16 protein-coding genes are annotated in these 19,670 nt (G+C 71.9%); 9 read left to right on the top strand and 7 right to left on the bottom strand.

Annotated features, from left to right (window positions below):
• From IE272_RS20930 to recQ, 3 genes are all read left to right on the top strand, one after another.
• On the top strand, window positions 1-1,572 hold the full coding sequence (locus IE272_RS20930; protein WP_050361035.1) for an NADH-quinone oxidoreductase subunit M: 1,572 nt from the start codon (window positions 1-3) through the stop codon (window positions 1,570-1,572).
• Window positions 1,569-3,233, top strand: a complete 1,665-nt coding sequence (gene nuoN, locus IE272_RS20925; RefSeq protein WP_190007492.1) for an NADH-quinone oxidoreductase subunit NuoN — start codon at window positions 1,569-1,571, stop codon at window positions 3,231-3,233. Before IE272_RS20930 ends, nuoN begins: the two co-directional genes overlap by 4 nt.
• Before the next feature lie 152 nt (window positions 3,234-3,385).
• Window positions 3,386-5,449 (top strand): DNA helicase RecQ, encoded by a 2,064-nt coding sequence (gene recQ, locus IE272_RS20920; RefSeq protein ID WP_190007490.1) that lies wholly within the window; start codon window positions 3,386-3,388, stop codon window positions 5,447-5,449.
• 33 nt (window positions 5,450-5,482) lie between these two features.
• Here recQ and IE272_RS20915 read toward each other — a convergent pair whose 3' ends face one another.
• The 5 genes from IE272_RS20915 to IE272_RS20895 all read right to left on the bottom strand — a co-directional run bounded on the left by IE272_RS20915 (window position 5,483) and on the right by IE272_RS20895 (window position 11,811).
• Window positions 5,483-6,091, bottom strand: a complete 609-nt coding sequence (locus IE272_RS20915) for a Uma2 family endonuclease (RefSeq protein ID WP_164220820.1) — start codon at window positions 6,089-6,091, stop codon at window positions 5,483-5,485.
• A 125-nt stretch (window positions 6,092-6,216) separates the two neighbouring features.
• On the bottom strand, window positions 6,217-6,891 hold the full coding sequence (locus IE272_RS20910; protein WP_190007488.1) for a GOLPH3/VPS74 family protein: 675 nt from the start codon (window positions 6,889-6,891) through the stop codon (window positions 6,217-6,219).
• Window positions 6,888-8,117 (bottom strand): fumarylacetoacetase, encoded by a 1,230-nt coding sequence (fahA, locus tag IE272_RS20905; RefSeq protein ID WP_050361030.1) that lies wholly within the window; start codon window positions 8,115-8,117, stop codon window positions 6,888-6,890. Before fahA ends, IE272_RS20910 begins: the two co-directional genes overlap by 4 nt.
• A 160-nt stretch (window positions 8,118-8,277) precedes the next feature.
• Window positions 8,278-10,272, bottom strand: coding sequence for a CocE/NonD family hydrolase (locus IE272_RS20900; RefSeq protein WP_190007486.1), 1,995 nt, complete (start codon window positions 10,270-10,272; stop codon window positions 8,278-8,280).
• A gap of 39 nt (window positions 10,273-10,311) precedes the next feature.
• Window positions 10,312-11,811 (bottom strand): peptide MFS transporter, encoded by a 1,500-nt coding sequence (locus tag IE272_RS20895; protein WP_050361028.1) that lies wholly within the window; start codon window positions 11,809-11,811, stop codon window positions 10,312-10,314.
• A 156-nt stretch (window positions 11,812-11,967) separates the two neighbouring features.
• On the opposite strand from IE272_RS20895, the gene IE272_RS20890 reads away from it, so the two are divergent.
• The 5 genes from IE272_RS20890 (at window position 11,968) to IE272_RS20870 (ending at window position 17,434) form a co-directional block, all read left to right on the top strand.
• Window positions 11,968-12,978 carry a polyprenyl synthetase family protein gene (locus IE272_RS20890; RefSeq protein ID WP_050361027.1) on the top strand — a complete coding sequence of 337 codons (1,011 nt, stop codon included), beginning with the start codon at window positions 11,968-11,970 and terminating at the stop codon, window positions 12,976-12,978.
• Between the two features lie 188 nt (window positions 12,979-13,166).
• Entirely contained in the window at window positions 13,167-14,408 is a 1,242-nt protein-coding gene (locus IE272_RS20885; protein ID WP_056701278.1) for a LolA family protein, read from the top strand.
• A 124-nt stretch (window positions 14,409-14,532) separates the two neighbouring features.
• Window positions 14,533-15,654 (top strand): ABC transporter ATP-binding protein, encoded by a 1,122-nt coding sequence (locus IE272_RS20880; RefSeq protein WP_229897359.1) that lies wholly within the window; start codon window positions 14,533-14,535, stop codon window positions 15,652-15,654.
• Entirely contained in the window at window positions 15,641-16,570 is a 930-nt protein-coding gene (locus IE272_RS20875; protein ID WP_190007484.1) for an ABC transporter permease, read from the top strand. Before IE272_RS20880 ends, IE272_RS20875 begins: the two co-directional genes overlap by 14 nt.
• A 273-nt stretch (window positions 16,571-16,843) precedes the next feature.
• Window positions 16,844-17,434 carry a TetR/AcrR family transcriptional regulator gene (locus IE272_RS20870; protein WP_032791956.1) on the top strand — a complete coding sequence of 197 codons (591 nt, stop codon included), beginning with the start codon at window positions 16,844-16,846 and terminating at the stop codon, window positions 17,432-17,434.
• On the opposite strand, the gene IE272_RS20865 is transcribed toward IE272_RS20870, so the two are convergent.
• Window positions 17,428-17,886, bottom strand: a complete 459-nt coding sequence (locus IE272_RS20865) for a hypothetical protein (RefSeq protein WP_098891860.1) — start codon at window positions 17,884-17,886, stop codon at window positions 17,428-17,430. The genes IE272_RS20870 and IE272_RS20865 overlap by 7 nt on opposite strands.
• 10 nt (window positions 17,887-17,896) lie before the next feature.
• Window positions 17,897-18,649 carry a hypothetical protein gene (locus tag IE272_RS20860; RefSeq protein WP_073957954.1) on the bottom strand — a complete coding sequence of 251 codons (753 nt, stop codon included), beginning with the start codon at window positions 18,647-18,649 and terminating at the stop codon, window positions 17,897-17,899.
• A 182-nt stretch (window positions 18,650-18,831) separates the two neighbouring features.
• On the opposite strand from IE272_RS20860, the gene IE272_RS20855 reads away from it, so the two are divergent.
• Window positions 18,832-19,566, top strand: coding sequence for a Crp/Fnr family transcriptional regulator (locus IE272_RS20855; RefSeq protein ID WP_073957953.1), 735 nt, complete (start codon window positions 18,832-18,834; stop codon window positions 19,564-19,566).
• The last annotated feature ends 104 nt before the right edge of the window (window positions 19,567-19,670 follow it).

The raw sequence follows: 19,670 nt of genomic DNA, 5'->3' as shown, positions 1-19,670 counted from the left end.
ATGTCCTTTCCCCTCCTGACCGCGACGGCGGCGCTCCCGGCGATCGGCGCCATCGCCACCGCCGCCGTCCCCGCCGCGCGGCGCACCGCGGCCAAATGGCTCGCGCTGCTCTTCTCGCTCGGCACGCTCGTCCTGGCGGCCGTCGTCTTCCTCCGCTTCGAACCGGGCGGCGACCGCTACCAGCTCACCGAGTCCCGGTCCTGGATCGCCGACTTCGGCGTCCGCTACGAACTGGGCGTGGACGGCATCGGGGTGGCGCTTCTCGGCCTCACCGCGCTGCTGATCCCGTTCGTCATCGTCGCGGGCTGGCACGACGCGGACCCCCTGGAGACGAAGTCCTCGCGCTGGCGTCCGACGCAGGGCTTCTTCGCCCTGATCCTCATGGTCGAGGCCATGGTGATCCTGTCGTTCACCGCCACGGACGTCTTCCTCTTCTACATCCTGTTCGAAGCCATGCTCATCCCGATGTACTTCCTCATCGGCGGGTTCGGCGACCGGGCCCACGCGGGCAGCGACGAGAACGCCGCGACCCAGCGTTCCTACGCGGCGGTCAAGTTCCTCCTCTACAACCTGGCCGGCGGCCTGATCATGCTGGCCGCCGTCATCGGGCTCTACGTGGTCGCGGGCAGCTTCTCGCTGTCCGAGATCGCCGAGGCCCGCGCCAACGGCTCGCTGGAGATGGCGACCAGCACCGAGCGGTGGCTGTTCCTCGGGTTCTTCTTCGCCTTCGCGGTGAAGGCCCCGCTGTGGCCGCTGCACACCTGGCTGCCCAACGCGATGGGCGAGGCCACCGCCCCGGTCGCCGTGCTGATCACCGCGATCGTCGACAAGGTCGGCACCTTCGCGATGCTCCGCTTCTGCCTCGGGCTCTTCCCGGAGGCCAGCAAGTGGGCGACGCCGGTGGTCATCACCCTGGCGCTGATCTCCATCGTGTACGGGGCGCTGCTCGCGGTCGGCCAGCGCGACATCAAGCGGCTCATCGCCTACGCCTCGATCTCGCACTTCGGCTTCATCATCCTGGGCATCTTCGCGATGACCAGCCAGGGCCAGTCGGGTGCCACGCTCTACATGGTCAACCACGGGATCTCGACGGCCGCGCTGCTGCTGGTCGCCGGATTCCTCATCACCCGGCGCGGTTCACGGCTCATCGCGGACTACGGCGGGGTGCAGAAGGTCGCCCCCGTGCTGGCCGGGACGTTCCTCATCGGCGGGCTCGCCACCCTGTCGCTGCCCGGACTCGCCCCGTTCGTCAGTGAGTTCCTGGTCCTCGTCGGCACGTTCAGCGCGTATCCGGTGGCCGGCATCATCGCGACCTCCGGCATCGTGCTCGCCGCGCTCTACGTCCTGGTCCTCTACCAGCGCACGATGACCGGCCCGGTGCAGGAATCGGTCCGGTCCATGCCGGACCTCAAGGCGCGGGAGCTGGCGGTCGCGCTTCCGCTGATCGCCGTGCTGATCTTCCTGGGCGTCTTCCCGAAGCCGCTCACCGAGGTCGTCAACCCGGCGGTGGAGCACACCATGTCCGACGTACAGAAGAAGGACCCCCAGCCCGAGGTGGAGGCCGCCAAGTGAGCGCAACAGCTGTCCACAGTCTGTGGACGACGGCGAGCGGGGTGACATCGGCGGCACCGGGCAACTCGTTCACGGCACCGAAGATCGAGTACACCCAGCTGATGCCGGTCCTGATCATCGTGGTCGCCGCCGTCCTGGGCATTCTGGTGGAGGCCTTCGTGCCACGCCGCGCCCGCTACCACACCCAGCTCTTCCTGACCGTGGTGGCGGTCGCCGCCTCGTTCGCCGCGATCGTCGGCCTCGCGGCCGGGGGGTACGGCACCACGAAGGCCCAGATCGCGGCCATGGGCGCCATCGCGATCGACGGCCCCACCCTGTTCCTCCAGGGCACCATTCTCCTGGTCGCCATGGTGGCGGTGTTCACCTTCGCCGAGCGCCGGCTCGACCCCAGCAGCAACGGCAACCGGGTCGACTCGTTCGCCGCGCAGGCCGGGGCCGTACCGGGAGGCGAGGGCGAGAAGGCCGCGGTGCGGGCCGGGTTCACCACCACCGAGGTCTTCCCGCTCCTGCTCTTCTCGGTGGCGGGGCTGCTGGTCTTCCCGGCCGCCAACGACCTGCTGACCCTCTTCATCGCGCTGGAAGTCTTCTCGCTCCCGCTCTACCTCCTGTGCGCCGTCGCCCGCCGCAAGCGGCTGATGTCGCAGGAGGCGGCCGTGAAGTACTTCCTGCTCGGCGCGTTCTCCTCGGCGTTCCTGCTCTTCGGGATCGCCCTCCTCTACGGCTACGCGGGCTCCCTCTCGTACGCCGACATCGCCAACGTCGTCGACGGCTCGGTCCTGGAGATCGACCCGGCCCTCGCCGACACCATGGGCAACGACGCACTGCTGCTCATCGGCGGCGCGATGATCCTGACCGGCCTGCTCTTCAAGGTCGGCGCGGTCCCGTTCCACATGTGGACCCCGGACGTCTACCAGGGCGCCCCGACCCCGGTGACCGGCTTCATGGCCGCCGCGACGAAGGTCGCCGCGTTCGGCGCGCTGCTGCGCCTGCTGTACGTGGCGCTGCCCGGCCTCGCCTGGGACCTGCGGCCGGTCATGTGGGCGGTGGCCATCGTCACGATGCTGGGCGGCGCGATCGTCGCGATCACCCAGACCGACATCAAGCGGCTGCTGGCCTACTCCTCGATCGCGCACGCGGGCTTCATCCTCGCGGGCGTCATCGCGGCCAGCCCCGAGGGCATCTCCTCGGTCCTCTTCTACCTGCTGGCCTACTCCTTCGTGACGGTCGGCGCGTTCGCCGTCGTCACCCTGGTGCGGGACGCGGGCGGCGAGGCCACCCACCTGTCGAAGTGGGCCGGGCTCGGCCGCCGCTCGCCGCTGGTCGCCGCGGTCTTCGCGGTGTTCCTGCTGGCCTTCGCGGGCATCCCGCTGACCTCCGGGTTCTCCGGGAAGTTCGCGGTGTTCAAGGCGGCAGCCGAGGGCGGGGCCGGCGCTCTGGTCGTCGTCGGTGTGCTCTCCTCGGCCGTCGCGGCGTTCTTCTACATCCGCGTGATCGTCCTGATGTTCTTCAGCGAGCCGAAGGAGGACGGCCCCACGGTCGCCGTCCCGTCCCCGCTGACCATGACGACGATCGCGGTCGGCGTCGCCGTCACCCTGGTGCTGGGCCTGGCCCCGCAGTACTTCCTGGACCTGGCGAGCCAGGCGGGAGTGTTCGTGCGGTAGCCCGCGCGGTATGCGTGTCAGCAGCGCCGGACGGTCGGTTATCCACAGACCGTCCGGCGTTGTCGTTGCCTCCGCCTATCGTGGACGGGGACGAGCAGGACGGACAGGGCCGGGCGTGCGGACCCTCGGGGGACAGAGCATTGGGCGTGACCATGGATGAGACCACCGGGACGGTGACCGGAGCCGGCACCGACACGGGCGGCGAGAGCGAGGCGCGGCGGACGCTGCACCGCGTCTTCGGGTACGAGTCGTTCCGCGGCGAGCAGGGCGCGGTCATCGAGCATGTGGTGGCGGGCGGCGACGCGGTCGTGCTCATGCCCACCGGCGGCGGAAAGTCCCTCTGCTACCAGATCCCGTCCCTGGTCAGGCGGGGCACCGGCGTCGTCGTCTCCCCGCTGATCGCCCTCATGCAGGACCAGGTCGACGCCCTGCGGGCGCTCGGCGTCCGGGCCGGCTTCATGAACTCCACGCAGGACTTCGACGAGCGCCGCTCGATGGAGGCGCAGTTCCTCGCGGGCGAGCTGGACGTGCTCTACCTGGCGCCGGAGCGGCTGCGCCTGGACTCCACCCTCTCCCTGCTGGCCCGGGGCGAGATCTCCGTCTTCGCGATCGACGAGGCGCACTGCGTCGCCCAGTGGGGCCACGACTTCCGCCCCGACTATCTGGCTCTGTCCGTGCTCGGCGAGCGCTGGCCGGACGTTCCGCGTATCGCCCTGACGGCGACCGCGACCCACGCCACGCACGAGGAGATCACCCGCCGCCTCGGCATGCCGGACGCGAAGCACTTCGTCGCGAGCTTCGACCGGCCGAACATCCAGTACCGGATCGTGCCGAAGTCCGAGCCCAAGAAGCAGCTCCTCACCTTCCTCAAGGAGGAGCACGCCGGGGACGCGGGCATCGTCTACTGCCTCTCGCGCAACTCCACCGAGAAGATCGCGGAGTACCTCTGCCGCAACGGCGTGGAGGCCGTGCCGTACCACGCGGGCCTGGACGCCGGGACGCGCGCCACCCACCAGGCGCGCTTCCTCCGTGAGGAGGGGCTCGTCGTCGTCGCGACGATCGCGTTCGGCATGGGCATCGACAAGCCGGACGTCCGTTTCGTCGCCCACGTCGACCTCCCCAAGTCCGTCGAGGGGTATTACCAGGAGACCGGCCGTGCGGGCCGTGACGGGGAGCCGTCGACGGCCTGGATGGCGTACGGACTCCAGGACGTCGTCCAGCAGCGCAAGCTCATCCAGGGCGGCGAGGGCGACGAGGCGTTCCGCCGCCGGGCCGCCTCCCATCTGGACTCGATGCTGGCCCTGTGCGAGACGGTCCAGTGCCGCCGGGCCCAGCTGCTGACCTACTTCGGCCAGGAGCCCACGGCCCCCGCCTGCGGCAACTGCGACACCTGCCTGGCCCCGCCGGAGACCTGGGACGGCACGGTCGTCTCGCAGAAGCTGCTCTCCACGGTGGTGCGGCTGAAGCGCGAGCGGAACCAGAAGTTCGGCGCGGGCCAGATCATCGACATCCTGCTGGGCCGCAAGACCGCCAAGGTCATCCAGTTCGACCACGACCAGCTCTCCGTCTTCGGCATCGGCGAGGAGCTGGCGGAGGCGGAGTGGCGCGGTGTGGTGCGCCAGCTGCTGGCCCAGGGGCTGCTCGCGGTCGAGGGGGAGTACGGCACGCTGGTCCTGACCGACGAGAGCGCGACGGTGCTCGGCCGGGAGCGGGACGTGCTGCTCCGCAAGGAACCCAAGAAGCCCACGTCCCGCTCGTCGTCCTCGGCGGGCGGCGGCAGGGGCGCCAAGGGCAAGGCGGCCGCCGCCGATCTCCCCGAGTCCGCGGTCCCGGTCTTCGAGGCGCTGCGCGCCTGGCGCGGCGCGACGGCGAAGGAGCAGGGCGTCCCCGCGTACGTCATCTTCCACGACGCCACACTGCGCGAGATCGCGACCCTGCATCCGGCCTCGCTCGCGGAGCTGGGCGGCGTCAGCGGCCTGGGCGAGAAGAAGCTCGCGACCTACGGGGAGGGCGTGCTGGAGGTCCTGGCCCGGACACCGGGAGGCGGGACACCGACACCCCCGGAAGCCCCGGCCCCCGCCGCCGCTCCGGCGACCCCCGTGCCCGCGTCCCGCCCGGCGGCGGCCCCGGCCCGTACGAAGGCCCCGGTCGCCCCGGCCCCGCAGCACAGCGACCCCGAGTTCGGCTGGGACGAGGAACCGCCCGAGTACGAGTGATCCGTACCGGGCGGTGGGGAGGGGCGGCGGGACTTACCCCAGGTCCGCCGCCCGGCGGCGGGGCGTGATTGCCGTGAGGTCCAGGTCGACGGGGAAGGGCACCGACACCTTCATCCGGTCGTGGAAGATCCCCGTCGAGGTGTACGCCCCGGTGGCCGGCTCCCGCTCGAAGACGTACACCACGGCACGCCCGTCGTGGTTCTCCACCCGCCAGTAGTGGGGGATCGTCGCCCGGGCGTATTTCACGGGCTTGGTCTCCCGGTCGCGGGACCGGGACTCGGGGGAGACGACCTCGATGGCGAGGCGCACCGACTCGGCGGGGAACCGGGTCTGGTTCGGGTCCTGGATGATGTCGCCGTCGATGACGATCACATCGGGCTCGGGCCGGTTGTAGCGGTCGATGTCGATGGTGAACTCGCGCACGACCTCCAGCTCGGGCGGAGCCAGGGACTGCAACTGCCATTCGAAGAAGCTGACCGCTCGGGAATGGAAAAGGGTCTGCGGACTCACGAAAACGAGGCTCCCGTCGATCAGCTCCGTGTGCGGAGGCAGATTCGGGAGTGTGTCCAGGTCATCGGCGGTCCAGCCGCCCTCGGGCGGGACCGCCCACCGCGGCTCGGAGGCCTCGGGTTCGATGCTCATCATTGCTCCCATGGGAGGAGTCTCGCGGGCCCGACCAGCGTATCCGCCGGGATCAGGATGGGGCTCCCCCGAACGTGTGAACGCCCCGCGCGCCGCTGACCGGGCCCGCCGTTCCCTGGTCCCGGTCAGTCCCCGTCGCCGCTCCCGCTGTAGCCGCTCCAGCCGTTGCCGGTCTCGTTCTGCTCGACGTTGTAGCGGACGGCCACGGCGGTCCACTCGGAGCGGCGCATGACTTTCATCACCGTCCGGCCCGTGCGGCCGAGGCGGGTCAGGTCGCCGGCCAGGCCGATGGCGGAGACCAGGGAGGCCAGCACCCGGTCGCGGTGGGCCGGGTACCCCGCCGCCTCGGCCGCCGCGAACCGGTCGAGGACGCCCCGCGAGAGGTCCGGCACGCCCGGGAAGTGGCGGTGGTACGGGAGCATGCCGAGGACGCGGTGGGTTCTCCGGGACAGGGCGGAGCGTTCGACCAGGGAGTCCAGGTACTTCTCCTGCACGTACCGGTCGTACTCACCCACCCAGCGCCGGGCGCGGATTCCCGGGCGACGGCGGCCCTTGGCCGGCGGGTCCAGGGTCCGGAGCAGGGCGGCGAGGATCGGGTCGGCCGGGTCCAGCGGGTTCACCACGTGGACCCGGCCGCGCTCCTCGCGTATGTGGCCCCGGATCTCCAGCTCGGCGAGGACGGCCCCGGCGGTTCCGTACCCCAGATCGCGGGCGTTGCAGGTCGGCTTGCCCCGGTCCGGGTCCAGGGCGAGGAGGATCAGTTCCTCGGGCAGCGTCAGCGCGGGGGCGTCCTGCGTCATGGTGCGGTGACGATCCTTCCGGTCACGTCGCCGAGGCCGACCCGGGTGCCGTGCGGGCCGGGGGCCCAGGCGGTCAGCGTGACCGTGTCGCCGTCCTCCAGGAACGTCCGCTTGCCCTCGGGGAGTTCGAGCGCGTCGCGGCCGTTCCAGGTCAGCTCCAGGAGCGAGCCGCGCTGGGCGGGCTCGGGGCCGCTGACGGTGCCGGAGCCGTACAGGTCGCCGGTGCGCAGTGATGCGCCGTTCACCGTCATATGGGCGAGCTGCTGGGCGGCCGTCCAGTACATCGAGGCGAACGGCGGCTCGGCGACCACCTGCCCGTTGATCTCGACGCTGATGCGGATGTCGAAGCCGCCCGGCTCCTCGTCCGCCGCGTCGTCGAGGTAGGGGAGCAGGGGGACGTCGCGGGCCGGGGGCGCGGTGCGGGCGGCGTCCAGGGCCTCCAGCGGGGTGACCCAGGCGGAGACGGAGGTGGCGAACGACTTGCCGAGGAACGGGCCGAGCGGCACGTACTCCCAGGCCTGGAGGTCGCGGGCGGACCAGTCGTTGAGGAGCGAGAGGCCGAAGACGTGCTCGCGGAAGTCGGCCAGCGGCACCGGGGTGCCGTGCGCGGAGGGGACGCCGACGACGAAGCCGACCTCGGCCTCGATGTCGAGCTTCACCGAGGGCCCGAAGACGGGGGCCGGGTCGGCGGGGGCCTTGCGCTGGCCGCTGGGGCGCACCACGTCGGTGCCGGAGACCACGACGGTGCCGGAGCGGCCGTGGTAGCCGATCGGCAGGTGCTTCCAGTTGGGGGTGAGCGCGTCGCCGTCCGGCCGGAAGATCTGTCCGACGTTGGTGGCGTGGTGCTCGCTGGCGTAGAAGTCGACGTAGTCCGCGACCTCGTACGGCAGGTGCAGGGTCACCGCGTCCACCGGGTGCAGCAGCGGCTCGATGTCCGCGCGGTGGGCGGGGACCGTCAGCCAGGCGGTGAGCGCACGGCGCACGTCCCGCCAGGCGGTGCGGCCCGCCGCGAGCAGCGGCGTCAGGCTCGGCTGCGCGAGCAGCCCCGCGTACGGGGAGCCCAGTGCGTGGGCGGCGGCCCCGGCGTCCAGGACGTGGTTGCCGATACGGACGCCGACCCGGCGGTCGTCGGGGTGGTCGGGGGTGGAGAACACACCGTACGGAAGGTTGTGCGGGCCGAAGGGATCGCCCTCGGACAGATCGAGCGGGCTGCTCTGCTCGGGCATGTGGTGCTGCCTCGCTTTCCAGGTCGCGTTGAGGACACGTTACGTCGGTGCTCCTACCCAGCGGCAGTGCCCCGACTATCCCCAACTGTGCGCATTGCCCGGAAAGTTCGTCGGGTCCCCCGGGAATCCGGGGGACCCGACGGCGAAACGGGGAGGCCGCTCAGCCCGCCGTGCGCGGGATGCGCTTCTCCCAGGTGCGGTGGAAGACGACCTCTCCGCCGTCCTTGCAGATCACCTCGTTGGAGGTGATGAAGTCCTGGTCGTCGGCGGCGATCTCGGAGCGGGTCTCGATTTTCACGTCCCAGGCCATCTCCGGGCGGTGCAGCCGGATCCGCCAGTCGGAGCGGGTCCGCGCGGAGAGCGGGTCGTCCTGCTGGACGGTGTACGTCTCCAGGGCGTCCTCGGTGAATTCGAGGCCGTCGGGGTAGACCCGCGTACCGCCGTAGCGGGGGTCTACCTCCATGCGCCATTCGCCCTTGGCGACATCGCGGACGACGAGGCGTTCGGGGCGCGGCTCCTCCAGGGTGACCGGGTAGACCACGCCGAGCGGCTCGGACTGCTCGGGCTCCCCGAAGGTGATCGCCGGGTCCTCGGTGTGGCGGCGCACCGGGAGTTCGACGAAGCTGCCGTCGGCGTCCAGGGTGAAGCCCGCCGAGCCGGCCTGCGGCCAGATCCAGGGCCAGTACGAGGAGGAGACGGCGAGCCGGATGCGGTGGCCGGGCGGGAAGGTGTGCCCGATGCCGTTGAGGTCGAAGACCACGTCCTCGGTCTCGCCGGGGGGCCAGTCGTCGGTGCGGTCGCGGCCGTGCCGGGCCGCGAGGTTGAGCACGCCCCGGGTGACCAGGGTGGAGGAGCCGTCGGGCGCGACGTCGCAGAGCCGGGCGATGGCCTGGCCGCGCGGTACGTCCATCCGGAGGCGGAGCTTCACCCGGGGGCGGCCGAGGATCTCGATCGGCGCCTCCGCGACGGGGAATTCGAACGAGACCGACTTCGCGTCCTCGTCCCGCTGGTCCGGCGGCAGGTCCGCGTCGTTGCCGAACGGGAAGAAGCGGCCCGCGTCCACCCCGGTCTGCTGCGGCGAGGCGACGATCCGCTCGCCGCCCTGGAGGGCGTACGCCACCGGCGAGACGTTCTCCGAGGGCCAGGAGGCGTCCCCGACCCAGCGTCCCGGCAGCGTCTCGTACACCGTGGCGGGCGGGTGCGAGCCGCTGATCCAGGACCGCAGCAGCGGCTCCCGCATCACGCCCGTCTCCTGGCCCTTGAGGTGCTGGTCCCACCAGCGCAGCGTCTCCTGGAGGAAGCCGATCGCGGGCCCCGGAGGCAGCCCCCGGTCGGGGTACTGGTGCGACCAGGGGCCGATCAGCCCGCGCACCTGCTCCGGGTCCAGGTGCTCCACGAGCCGGAGGACGGTGTCCCGGTACGGGTCGTGCCAGCCGCCGACCGCGAGGACCTTCGCCTTGATCGCGCCGTAGTCCTCGCAGACGCTGCCGTGCTTCCAGTAGTCGTCGCGGCTCTGGTGGGCCAGCCAGGTGTGGATGAAGGGGTCGACGGCCTCCAGCCGCTTCAGCCACATCTCCCGCCAGTCGTCGCCGACCTGCGCGGGGTCCGGCGGCCGGCAGACGAAGGCGAGCATGGTGGCGGCCCAGGCGTGCATGTCCACGGCGAGGACGGAGCCGCCCATGTAGTGGACGTCGTTGTCGTAGCGGTCGTCGGTCGAGCAGACGGTGACGATCGCCTTCAGCGGCTCGGGGGCGAGCGCGGCGATCTGGAGCGAGTTGAAGCCGCCCCAGGAGATGCCGAACATCCCGACCCGGCCGGAGCACCACTCCTGCTGGGCCAGCCAGTGGATGACGGCGACCCCGTCCTCCAGTTCCCGCGCGTCGTACTCGTCGCCCGGCAGCCCCTCGCTGTTGCCGTGGCCCCGGACGTCGACCCGTACGGAGGCGTAGCCGTGGCCCGCGTACCAGGGGTGGCGCTGCCAGTCGCGGGGCGCGGTCCAGTCGCTGAGCCGGTAGGGCAGGTACTCCAGCAGGGCCGGGACCGGTTCGTCGGTAAGCGGCCGCCAGATCCGGGCGTAGAGCCGGGTGCCGTCGGAGAGCGGGATGTACACGTCCTCGCGGGTGGTCTCGTACGGGAACTCGGTCGTGATGTTCATGGGTCACCTCGATGTACGACGACGGGTGCGAAGGCGCGCTCAGTGGACGGGGTGCATCGTGCGTTTCAGCCAGGGGGCGGCGGCGATCATCGCCACGCCCGCCGCCACGGCGATGGCGCCGTTGACGCCGAAGTAGGCGGGGTTGGAGACCTCTCCGTACAGCTTCACGATCTGGGCCTGGATGCCGTTGGCCAGGGCGAGCGAGAGGAACCACAGGGCCATCGTCTGGCTGGCGAACGCCTTGGGGGCGAGCTTGGTGGTGGCGGACATGCCGGAGGTCTCCAGCAGGATGTCGCCGAGCCCGAGCAGCAGGTACGAGCCGACGATCCACCACGCCGCCATGCGGTACGTGTCGTCGGCGTGCCCGGAGGTCGGCAGGACCATCAGCAGGAAGGAGAGCCCGCCGAGGATCACCCCGAAGGCGATCTTGTTGGAGGCGTGCGGCTGGCGGGGGCCCATCTTCGCCCAGACCGCGGCGACGACCGGGGCCAGCGCGACCTCGAAGGCGCCGAGCGCGGAGGCGTACCAGCTGGCCGGGAAGGTGAAGCCGAGGATCTCCGTCCGGGCGTTCGTCGACGCGAGCAGCATCATCGTCGAGTACGCCTGGAAGAGGATGAAGTTGAAGACGACGGACCCGAGGAAGAGGACGATGTACGGGCGGAGCCTGCCGCGCTCCTCGGCGGTGACCCGGGGGGAGCGGAACATCACCACGAAGTAGACGATCGGCGCGATCACCGAGATGACGGTGAGCACGTCGACGAACCGGTCCATCGTCAGCCAGCCCGCCAGGGCCAGCGCGGTGGCGACGACGGCGACCACGACGGCCCCGCCGATGATCAGACGGACCGCGCGGCGCATCGCGTCGGGGGCCAGCGCGAATTCGGCGGCGTGCTTACGCCCGGCCAGGTGACGGCGGCCCGCCACGTACTGGATCAGCCCGAGGGTCATGCCGACCGCGGCGGCCGAGAAGCCCCAGTGCCAGCTGACGTGCTCGCCGAGCCAGCCGGTGATCAGCGGTCCGGCGAAGGCGCCGATGTTGATGCCCATGTAGTAGAGGGCGAAGCCGGCGTCGCGCCGCTCGTCGTCGGTGCGGTAGAGCTTGCCGACCATGGAGGCCACGTTCGGCTTGAGCAGGCCCGTTCCGGCGCTGATCAGGCCGAGGCCCACCCAGGTCATGGCGTCGGTGGGAACGGCCATGCTGTAGTGGCCGCACGCGATGAGAATGCCGCCGTAGAGCACGGCCCGGTAGGAGCCGAGGATCCGGTCGGCCAGCCAGCCGCCCGCGACGGAGACCAGATAGACCAGTGTTCCGTAGGCGGCGGAGACGGAGGCGGCGGTTCCGGGGTCCATGTCCATGCCGCCGTTCGCCACCGTGTCGGCGAAGAACAGCACCAGAATGGCCTGCATGCCCAGGAACGAGAACCGCTCCCAGACCTCCAGGCCGGACAGGGTCATCAGGCCCCGTGGCTGCCCGAAGAAGGCGTGATCGTCCTCGGGCGGGGGCGTGGCCGGCTCGGTGCCGGCGGTGCTGTGGGACAAAACGGGGACTCCTGATCGTATGAGCTGATCCCGAACATACCGGCGGCGGCGGGAAGCCGCCCACGGTGATCCAAAGGGGACCGGATACGCTGAGTTGAGTGAAGACAGCGACACATCGACATTGCGTGTGATCGTCAGCAGACAGGAGATGCCCTCGTGACCGTCGTCGGGCCGTTCGGACTGCACGTGCGGGACCAGTCTCTTGAGACCGATGTCCAGTTGGGCCTGGCAGCTGTCGAGACGGGTCTGCTGGAAGCCACCAAGAGCGATGTGCCCTTCATCACGGAGGCCGCCCAGCACCTGGTGCGTGCGGGGGGCAAGCGGTTCCGCCCGTTGCTGGTCATGCTCGCGTCACAGTTCGGTGATCCCGACGCGCCGGGGGTCGTCCCCTCCGCCGTCGTCGTCGAGCTGACCCACCTGGCCACGCTGTACCACGACGACGTGATGGACGAGGCCGACGTGCGGCGCGGGGTGCCCAGCGCCAACACCCGCTGGGGCAACTCCGTCGCCGTCCTCACCGGCGACTTCCTCTTCGCCCGCGCCTCCCACATCCTGGCCGACCTCGGCCCCGAGGCCGTCCGCATCCAGGCGGAGGCCTTCGAGCGGCTCGTCACCGGCCAGATCCTGGAGACCGCGGGCCCGCGCGACGGACGCGACCCGGTCGACCACTACCTGGACGTCCTCAGCGGCAAGACCGGCTCGCTGGTCGCCGTGTCCGGCCGCTTCGGCGCGATGATGTCCGGCGCCGACGAGCGGACCGTGGACGTCCTCACCCAGTACGGGGAGCGGCTCGGCATCGCCTTCCAGCTCGCCGACGACGTCCTGGACATCGCCTCCGACTCCCACGAGTCCGGCAAGACCCCCGGCACCGACCTGCGCGAGGGCATCCCGACGCTCCCGGTCCTGCGGCTGCGCGCCCTGGCGGCGGCCGACGGCAAGCCCGACGACCTGGAGCTCGTCGAACTCCTCGACGGCGACCTCAGTGACGACGACGCCCTGGAGGAGGTGCTGCGCCGGCTGCGCGTCCACCCGGCGCTGGAGCAGGCCCGCCAGGACACCGTGCGCTACGCCCAGGCGGCACGCGCCACGCTGGCACCGCTGCCCGAGGGGTACGCGAAGGCCGCGCTGGAAGAGCTGTGCGACGCCGTGGTGCACCGGGCCGGCTGAGCCCGCGCCCGCCGCGGTTGACGCGGCGTCACCGGGCCCCCTACCCCTACTGGATGGCCCGGACGCCCCGCCCCGGTGTCATACCGGAGCAGTAGGCGGAGTTGATCCCCCGGTCTGACGCTTCAGGCCGTCCGATTTGGTCAGATGGATACCAACGGAAGCCGCCGACCACGGAGGTAGGGCACACCATGGCACCGAACGACAGCGCAGAGACCACCGGCGAGGCCACGAGCACTGTCGTGGGCCGCCGGAAGGCGGCGCGCTACATCGTCCCCGTCGCGGTCGCGGGAGTGGCGGCCGCGACCATCGGGCTCGTCCCGGCGCTCGCCAGCACCGGCGACCCGGACCTGCCGAAGATCAGCGCCCAGCAGCTCATCGAGAACATCGCCGCTTCCGACGCGGAGCAGCTCTCCGGCACGTTCAAGATCAGCACCGACCTGGGCCTGCCCCTCGACGGCATCGCGGGCTCGCTCGTACCGGACGGCGAGGGCAAGGACGCCGGCGCGGCGGCCCCGCAGGACAAGCTCATGGAGCTGACGTCCGGCACGCACACGCTGCGGGTGGCCGCCGACGGCCCGGAGCGGCAGAAGCTCTCCATCCTCGGGGACGCGTCCGAGTACAGCCTCATCCACAACCAGGGCGAGGTCTGGGCGTACGACAGCAAGTCCGACGAGGTCTACCACGCCGAGGCTCCCGAGGGCCGGGACGCCGGCGAGCTCGCGGAGAAGGCCCCGAAGGACCGCAAGGGCGCTTCGGCCACCCCGAAGGACTTCGCCGAGCAGGCGCTCGCGGCGGCCGGGGACACCACCTCGGTCACCGTGGACGGCACGGCGCGGGTCGCCGGGCGGGACGCGTACCAGCTGCTGATCAAGCCGAAGCAGTCCGGTTCGACCATTGGATCGGTCCGCATCGCCGTGGACGCCGAGACCGGCGTACCGCTGAAGTTCACCCTGTCGGCGGCGAGCGGCGGCAAGGCCGTGGTCGACGCCGGGTTCACCAAGGTCGACTTCTCCAGGCCCGCCGCGTCCACGTTCGCCTTCACGCCGCCCAAGGGCGCCAAGGTGACCGAGGCCGACGAGCTGGAGACCGGCAAGGACGAGCGCGGCGCGGTGCAGGAGGCGCTCCCCGGGCAGCTCGCCGAGCTGGACGGCTTCGAGGGCTTCAACGTCATCGGTGAGGGCTGGACCTCGATCGCCGAGATCAGGACCCCCGGCGGCACGGGCCTCCCGAAGGCCGGCTCGGGTGAGATGCCGGCCGAGGCGCAGGGCTTCCTCGACGCGCTCGGCGACAAGGTCACCGGGAAGTTCGGTTCGGGCACGGTCTTCAAGACGCGCCTGGTCAACGCCCTGATGACGGACGACGGCTCGGTGTACGTCGGAGCGGTGACGAAGGACGCGCTGGTCCGCGCCGCCGACGCCGCCGCCAAGTAGGACACCCGGCGCCCGCCGTGCCGGGCGACCGGCGCCGGACACCCGCCCCGTCGCACACCGTGCGGCGGGGCGGCAGCGCCGCAGGGGCGCTGCCAGCCGCGCGGACGGGAGAGGTGCGACCGGGATGACGACGACGGGGACGGGCGGGTCGGCCGGGGCGTGCGCGGCGCGCGCGGGAGCCGGAGCCGCGTCGGGCGGTGCGGGCACCGCGAGTACGCCGGGCGCGTCGGGCTCTGCGCATGCGTCGGGCGGTGCGGACGCCGCGCGTGCGACGGGTACGGCGGGCGCCGCGGGTGCGGAGGAGACCGGTCCGGTCGTCATTCGCACCCGTGGTCTGACCAAGCGCTACCGGGGCGGCCAGCTCGCCGTGGACGGCCTCGACCTGACCGTGCCCGGCGGCAGCGTCTTCGGCTTCCTCGGCCCCAACGGCTCCGGCAAGACCACCACGATCCGGATGCTCATGGGCCTCATCGACCCGACGTCCGGCACCGCCGAGGTGCTCGGCCGCCCGATGCCGGGCGCCGCCCGTACGGTGCTCCCGGAGGTCGGCGCGCTGATCGAGGGGCCCGCGCTGTACGGCTTCCTGAACGGCCGGGACAACCTCCTGCGCTACGACCGTGCCGACCCCACCGCCGACCCGCGCACCCGCCGGGCCCGCGTGGACGAGGCCCTGGCACGGGTCGGGCTCGCCGCCGCGTCCGGGAAGAAGGCCAAGGCGTACTCCCTCGGCATGAAGCAGCGCCTCGGGCTCGCAGCCGCCCTCCTCCGGCCGCGCCGGCTGCTGGTCCTGGACGAGCCGACCAACGGCCTCGACCCGCAGGGCATGCGCGAGATCCGTTCCCTGGTCCGGGAGCTGGCCGCCGAGGGCACCACGGTGTTCCTCTCCTCCCATCTGCTGGACGAGATCGAGCAGGTCTGCACGCACGCCGCGGTGATGGCCCGGGGCCGGCTGATCGTCCAGGGCCCGGTCGCCGACCTCGCCGCGGGCGCCCGGGGCCGGCTCGCCGTCACCACCCCCGACCCCGGTGACGCCGCCCGGATCCTCCGGGAGCAAGGGCTCACCGGCCTGAGCGCCGACGGCGACCGGCTGACCGCCGACGCCCCGCCCGCCGCCGTGGACCTCGCCGACCTGAACGCGGCGCTGGTGTCCGGCGGGGTGCGCGTGCGGTTCTTCGGCGTCGAGCGGGGATCGCTGGAGGACGCCTTCGTCGCACTCACGGGAGAGGGATTCGATGTCGCAGGCTGAGACGGCGCCGCAGGCCGGGACGGTGCACACCCGAGGGCCGGTGGATCAGCACGATCCGGCGCGCCCCCGCAATCCGCTGTGGACGCTGGGCCTCCTCCGGTCCGAGATCACCACCATGCTCCGCCGCCACCGGACCTTCGCCCTGCTCGGCGTGCTCGCCGCCGTACCCGTACTCATCGGGATCGCGGTCCGGATCGAGACGGGCGGCGGCGGTGGCGGGTCGGGCGGCCCGGACGGCGGGGCGGGCCCGGCGTTCCTCGCCCAGGTCACCAACAACGGCCTCTTCCTCGTCTTCGCCGCCCTCGCCGCGACGCTGCCGGTCTTCCTGCCGATGGCCGTCGGCGTCGTCGCGGGCGACGCGGTCGCGGGCGAGGCGAGCAGCGGCACCTTGCGCTACCTGCTGGTCGCTCCGGCGGGCCGGACCCGGCTGCTGCTCGTGAAGTACGCCTCCGTCCTCGCCTTCTGCCTGGTCGCGACCCTGGTCGTGGCGGCGTCGGCGCTGGCGGTGGGTGCGCTGCTGTTCCCGGTGGGCGAGGTCACCACGATCTCGGGGACCCGGATCAGCTTCGGCGAGGGGCTGGTGCGGGCGGCACTGACGGCGCTGGTCGTCGCGGTCTCGCTGACCGGGTTCGCCGCGCTCGGGCTGTTCGTCTCGACGCTGACCGGCAGCGGGATCGGGGCGATGGCGGCCACCGTCGGGCTGCTGATCACGGTGCAGATCCTGGACAGCATTCCGCAACTGAGCGGCGTGCACCCGTACTTGTTCTCGCACTACTGGATATCCTTCGCGGACGTCCTGCGCGAACCCGTCCACTGGGACGACCTGATCAAGAACTTCCAGCTGCAGGGCCTGTACGTCACGGTGTTCTGCTCGGCGGCCTGGGCGCGCTTCACGGCCAAGGACATCACGGCCTGAGAGGCGGTCCGGGAGAGGCCGCACGGAGGCGGCGTTCCGGGAGGCGCGACCGGCGGAGAAGGCATCTGCTGGCTGGATCGGATCGGCAGGAGCCCGTCCGCGCCGTCGGCCGGGCGAGCCGTCCCCCGATCGGCTCGTCGCGGCACGAACGGCACGAACGGTGCGGATGGGAACGACACGACACGGTACGTTCCGTTTCCGCCTCGGTATTGTTCGGCCTTTGGCGACGAGCTGTCAACAAGAGAATGGCTGAAACCCCCCTATGCTCACCGAATGATCACATCGCCGAGCAGTGTGCGCCGCAGCGAACGGTCACGCCGCGCGATCCTGCGGTCCGCTCTCGACCTCTGCACGGAGCGGGGGTACGGGCACGTCACGATAGAGGCCATCGCGTCCGGCGCCGGGGTCAGCAAGAAGACGATCTACCGCTGGTGGCCGTCGAAGGGCGCCGTGCTGCTGGAGGCGTTCACGGACGCCCTGATCGACGCCACCCCGTTCGTGGACACCGGCGACATCGGCGCCGACCTGCGCGCCCATGTCGCCGGCGCGGTGAAACTGCTCTCGGTCCCGCCGTTCGGCCCCGCCTACGCGGGCATCCTCTCCGAGCTGCACCACGACGACCTCCTGGCCCAGCAACTGCGGGAGGAACTGGTCGACCCGCGCGTCGAGGAAGCGATCGGCCGACTGCGCGGCGCCCAGGAACAGGGCCAGATCCCGCCCGGCGCGGACCTCCCGCTGGCCGTGGAGATGCTGTACGGACCGGTCTACTACCGCCATGTGCTGCGCAAGCCCGTCCAGGACGAGGAGACGATCGCCACCCTGGTGGACCACGTGCTGCGCTCGCTGCGCGCGCCGGGCTACTGAGGCCCGTCGTCCGGATCCCGCCGGGTGGCGCCGCCCGCCCCGCGCGTCGTGTGGATGTCCCCGTGCTGGACGGCGAAGACCGTGCCGGAATCGCGGGCGGTGTTGTTCTGCTCCAGGACGACGGCGGCACGGCCGCTCGCGAACGCGCCGTCGACCTCGGCCGCCAGCCGGGCCAGCGGCACCCGGCAGGCCGGGGCCCGGCGCAGCAGCTCGTGCAGTTCCCGGGACCAGATCCCGGCCAGGGCCCGCCGGACGTCGTCGGGGGCCGCCGACGACCGCACCAGTGCCGCCCCCTCGTCCAGTCGGGCGCCGACCGGGGCCGCGCTGTCCGGGGCATCCCGGCGGAAGAGGCCGAGGACGCCGTCCCTGGTGCCCTGCCACAGGTCCGTGGCCATCGCCGCCACCACGGCCGCGGCGCCCGCCTCGGCGAGCAGGGTCAGTTCGTCGCTCACGTGGTCCCCCTCACTGCTTCCCGCCGATGTTCATCGTGCCGTTCCCCAGCGCGTAGATGACTCCGTGCCCCGAGGCCTTGCTGATCACCTTCGTGTTCCCGGCCGGTGCGTCCACGTCGGAGGCCGTACGGTCCGGGGCGGAAGACGTACGGTCCGGGGCGGGACCGGTGGCCTGCGGTCCGCCGCCGTACGCGGGCACGTGCAGCCAGGCGGAGGCGGCGAACTCCTTCTCCCGCACGTCGACCCGACGGAACGCGGCCGGTTCGATGCCCGGCCGCCCCTCGCACACCGCCGTCTCGTGGAAGTGCTCCGACACCAGGAGCGCGGTCGTCGCCTCCGGGTCCTGCGCCAGGGCGGCGCGGACCGGCTCGGCGTCGAGCAGCCGGGCGAGGACCTCCAGCGGCCGGCCGCTGACCGTGCCGTCCCGGCCGACCTGCACCGACCCGGCATGGAGGGCCATCCGGAGGCGGATCCGCGTGGGCTTCCCGGCCAGCAGGTTGTGCGCCCGCAGACGTGCCGTCAGCTCATGGACCAGCGGATGGATCAGGCTCGTCTCCGGCGTCCCGGCCGGGGCCACGACCCGCATGCCGTCGCCGAGATCGTGGCGCAGGCAGTCGTCCCAGTCGATGCCACCGCGCGTGAACGATGCGTGGAGTGCGGCCGACAGAACCTGTCGGATCTGTCCGAGCGCCACGTCGCCGCGCCCCGACGAGCCCACGATGTCCACCGCGAACAAGGCCCGGTACTCCCGCACTTCTTCCATACAGCCCTCCTGGCCGTGCCCTGTCGTGCTGTGTCCTGTCCCGTCAGTGGTTCCACTGTGCGTTCCACTGTGCACCCGATTGAACCCGGTGGATCCCGTCGTAATACTGGATCGGCCAGGCGAGGCGGAGGAGCGGCCGACGACGGCGACCGAAACGCCGGGGACCGGGAGGCGAGGGACGCATGGACGGCACAGCACCGCGCCGGAGGGCGCCCGGCCGGCCGGCCGCGGGCGAGGGGACCTGGCCCGGGTCGAGCCTGCTCGGCTCCCTCGCGGCACCGGCCCGGGGGCGCCTCCTCGCGCTGGGCGCGGTCCGGCGGTACGAAGCCGATCACGTACTGATGCGTGAGGGGGAGCGGACGGCGTTCGTCCTCGTCCTCCTGCACGGCGTGGTCAAGGCGACCGGGCGCGCCCCCGACGGCCGGGACGCGCTGCTGGCCGTCCGCATGGGCGGGGACCTGGTGGGCGAGTTCGCCGCCGCGGACGGAGGCCCCCGCTCGGCCACCGTCACGACCTGCGGGGACGTGGTCGCACGGGCCGTCAGCCGGGAGGAGTTCCTCGCCTGCACCCGCGACGATCCCGGCATCGCCCACGCGGTGAACGCCGCCGTGGTCGCGAAACTCCGGGCCGCCAACACCCATCGCGTCGACTTCACCGGCTGCGACGCCGCCACCCGGCTCGCCCGGGTGCTGCACCAGATCGTGATGACCCACGGCGAGCGGTCCGGCGCGGGGGCGGTGATCCGCTGGCCGATCACCCAGCCGGAGCTCGCGACCCTGTCCGGCACGGCGGAACCCACCGTGCAGAAGGTGCTGCGCAGGTTCCGCCAGGCGGGAGTGATCTCCACCGGCTACCGCACCGTACGGGTGGAGGATCTCGACCGCCTGAGCGATCTGGCCTTCCGCGAACAGCCCTGAGCCCGCCGGGGGTACCGGAACCGCCCGTGCCGGAACGCGCCCGGCCGAGTGTGGAGCAAGTTGGCAGAAACAGTCGTACGACGGTTTCGTGCGCCGGGCCTCTC

It is taken from the genome of Streptomyces anulatus, assembly GCF_014650675.1.
GTDB classification, from domain to species: Bacteria; Actinomycetota; Actinomycetes; order Streptomycetales; family Streptomycetaceae; genus Streptomyces; species Streptomyces anulatus.
Note: the sequence above shows the minus strand (reverse complement) of the source record. Positions and strands in the feature narration are given on the sequence as shown.

Bases quoted from the DNA above. Each gene is read 5' to 3' on its own strand.
- IE272_RS20930 (WP_050361035.1), top strand. From the start codon at position 1: ATGTCCTTTCCCCTCCTGACCGCGACGGCGGCGCTCCCGGCGATCGGC.
- recQ (WP_190007490.1), top strand. From the start codon at position 3,386: ATGGATGAGACCACCGGGACGGTGACCGGAGCCGGCACCGACACGGGC.
- IE272_RS20915 (WP_164220820.1), bottom strand. From the start codon at position 6,091: ATGAGCATCGAACCCGAGGCCTCCGAGCCGCGGTGGGCGGTCCCGCCC.
- IE272_RS20910 (WP_190007488.1), bottom strand. From the start codon at position 6,891: ATGACGCAGGACGCCCCCGCGCTGACGCTGCCCGAGGAACTGATCCTC.
- fahA (WP_050361030.1), bottom strand. From the start codon at position 8,117: ATGCCCGAGCAGAGCAGCCCGCTCGATCTGTCCGAGGGCGATCCCTTC.
- IE272_RS20900 (WP_190007486.1), bottom strand. From the start codon at position 10,272: ATGAACATCACGACCGAGTTCCCGTACGAGACCACCCGCGAGGACGTG.
- IE272_RS20885 (WP_056701278.1), top strand. From the start codon at position 13,167: ATGGCACCGAACGACAGCGCAGAGACCACCGGCGAGGCCACGAGCACT.
- IE272_RS20880 (WP_229897359.1), top strand. From the start codon at position 14,533: ATGACGACGACGGGGACGGGCGGGTCGGCCGGGGCGTGCGCGGCGCGC.
- IE272_RS20875 (WP_190007484.1), top strand. From the start codon at position 15,641: ATGTCGCAGGCTGAGACGGCGCCGCAGGCCGGGACGGTGCACACCCGA.
- IE272_RS20870 (WP_032791956.1), top strand. From the start codon at position 16,844: ATGATCACATCGCCGAGCAGTGTGCGCCGCAGCGAACGGTCACGCCGC.
- IE272_RS20860 (WP_073957954.1), bottom strand. From the start codon at position 18,649: ATGGAAGAAGTGCGGGAGTACCGGGCCTTGTTCGCGGTGGACATCGTG.
- IE272_RS20855 (WP_073957953.1), top strand. From the start codon at position 18,832: ATGGACGGCACAGCACCGCGCCGGAGGGCGCCCGGCCGGCCGGCCGCG.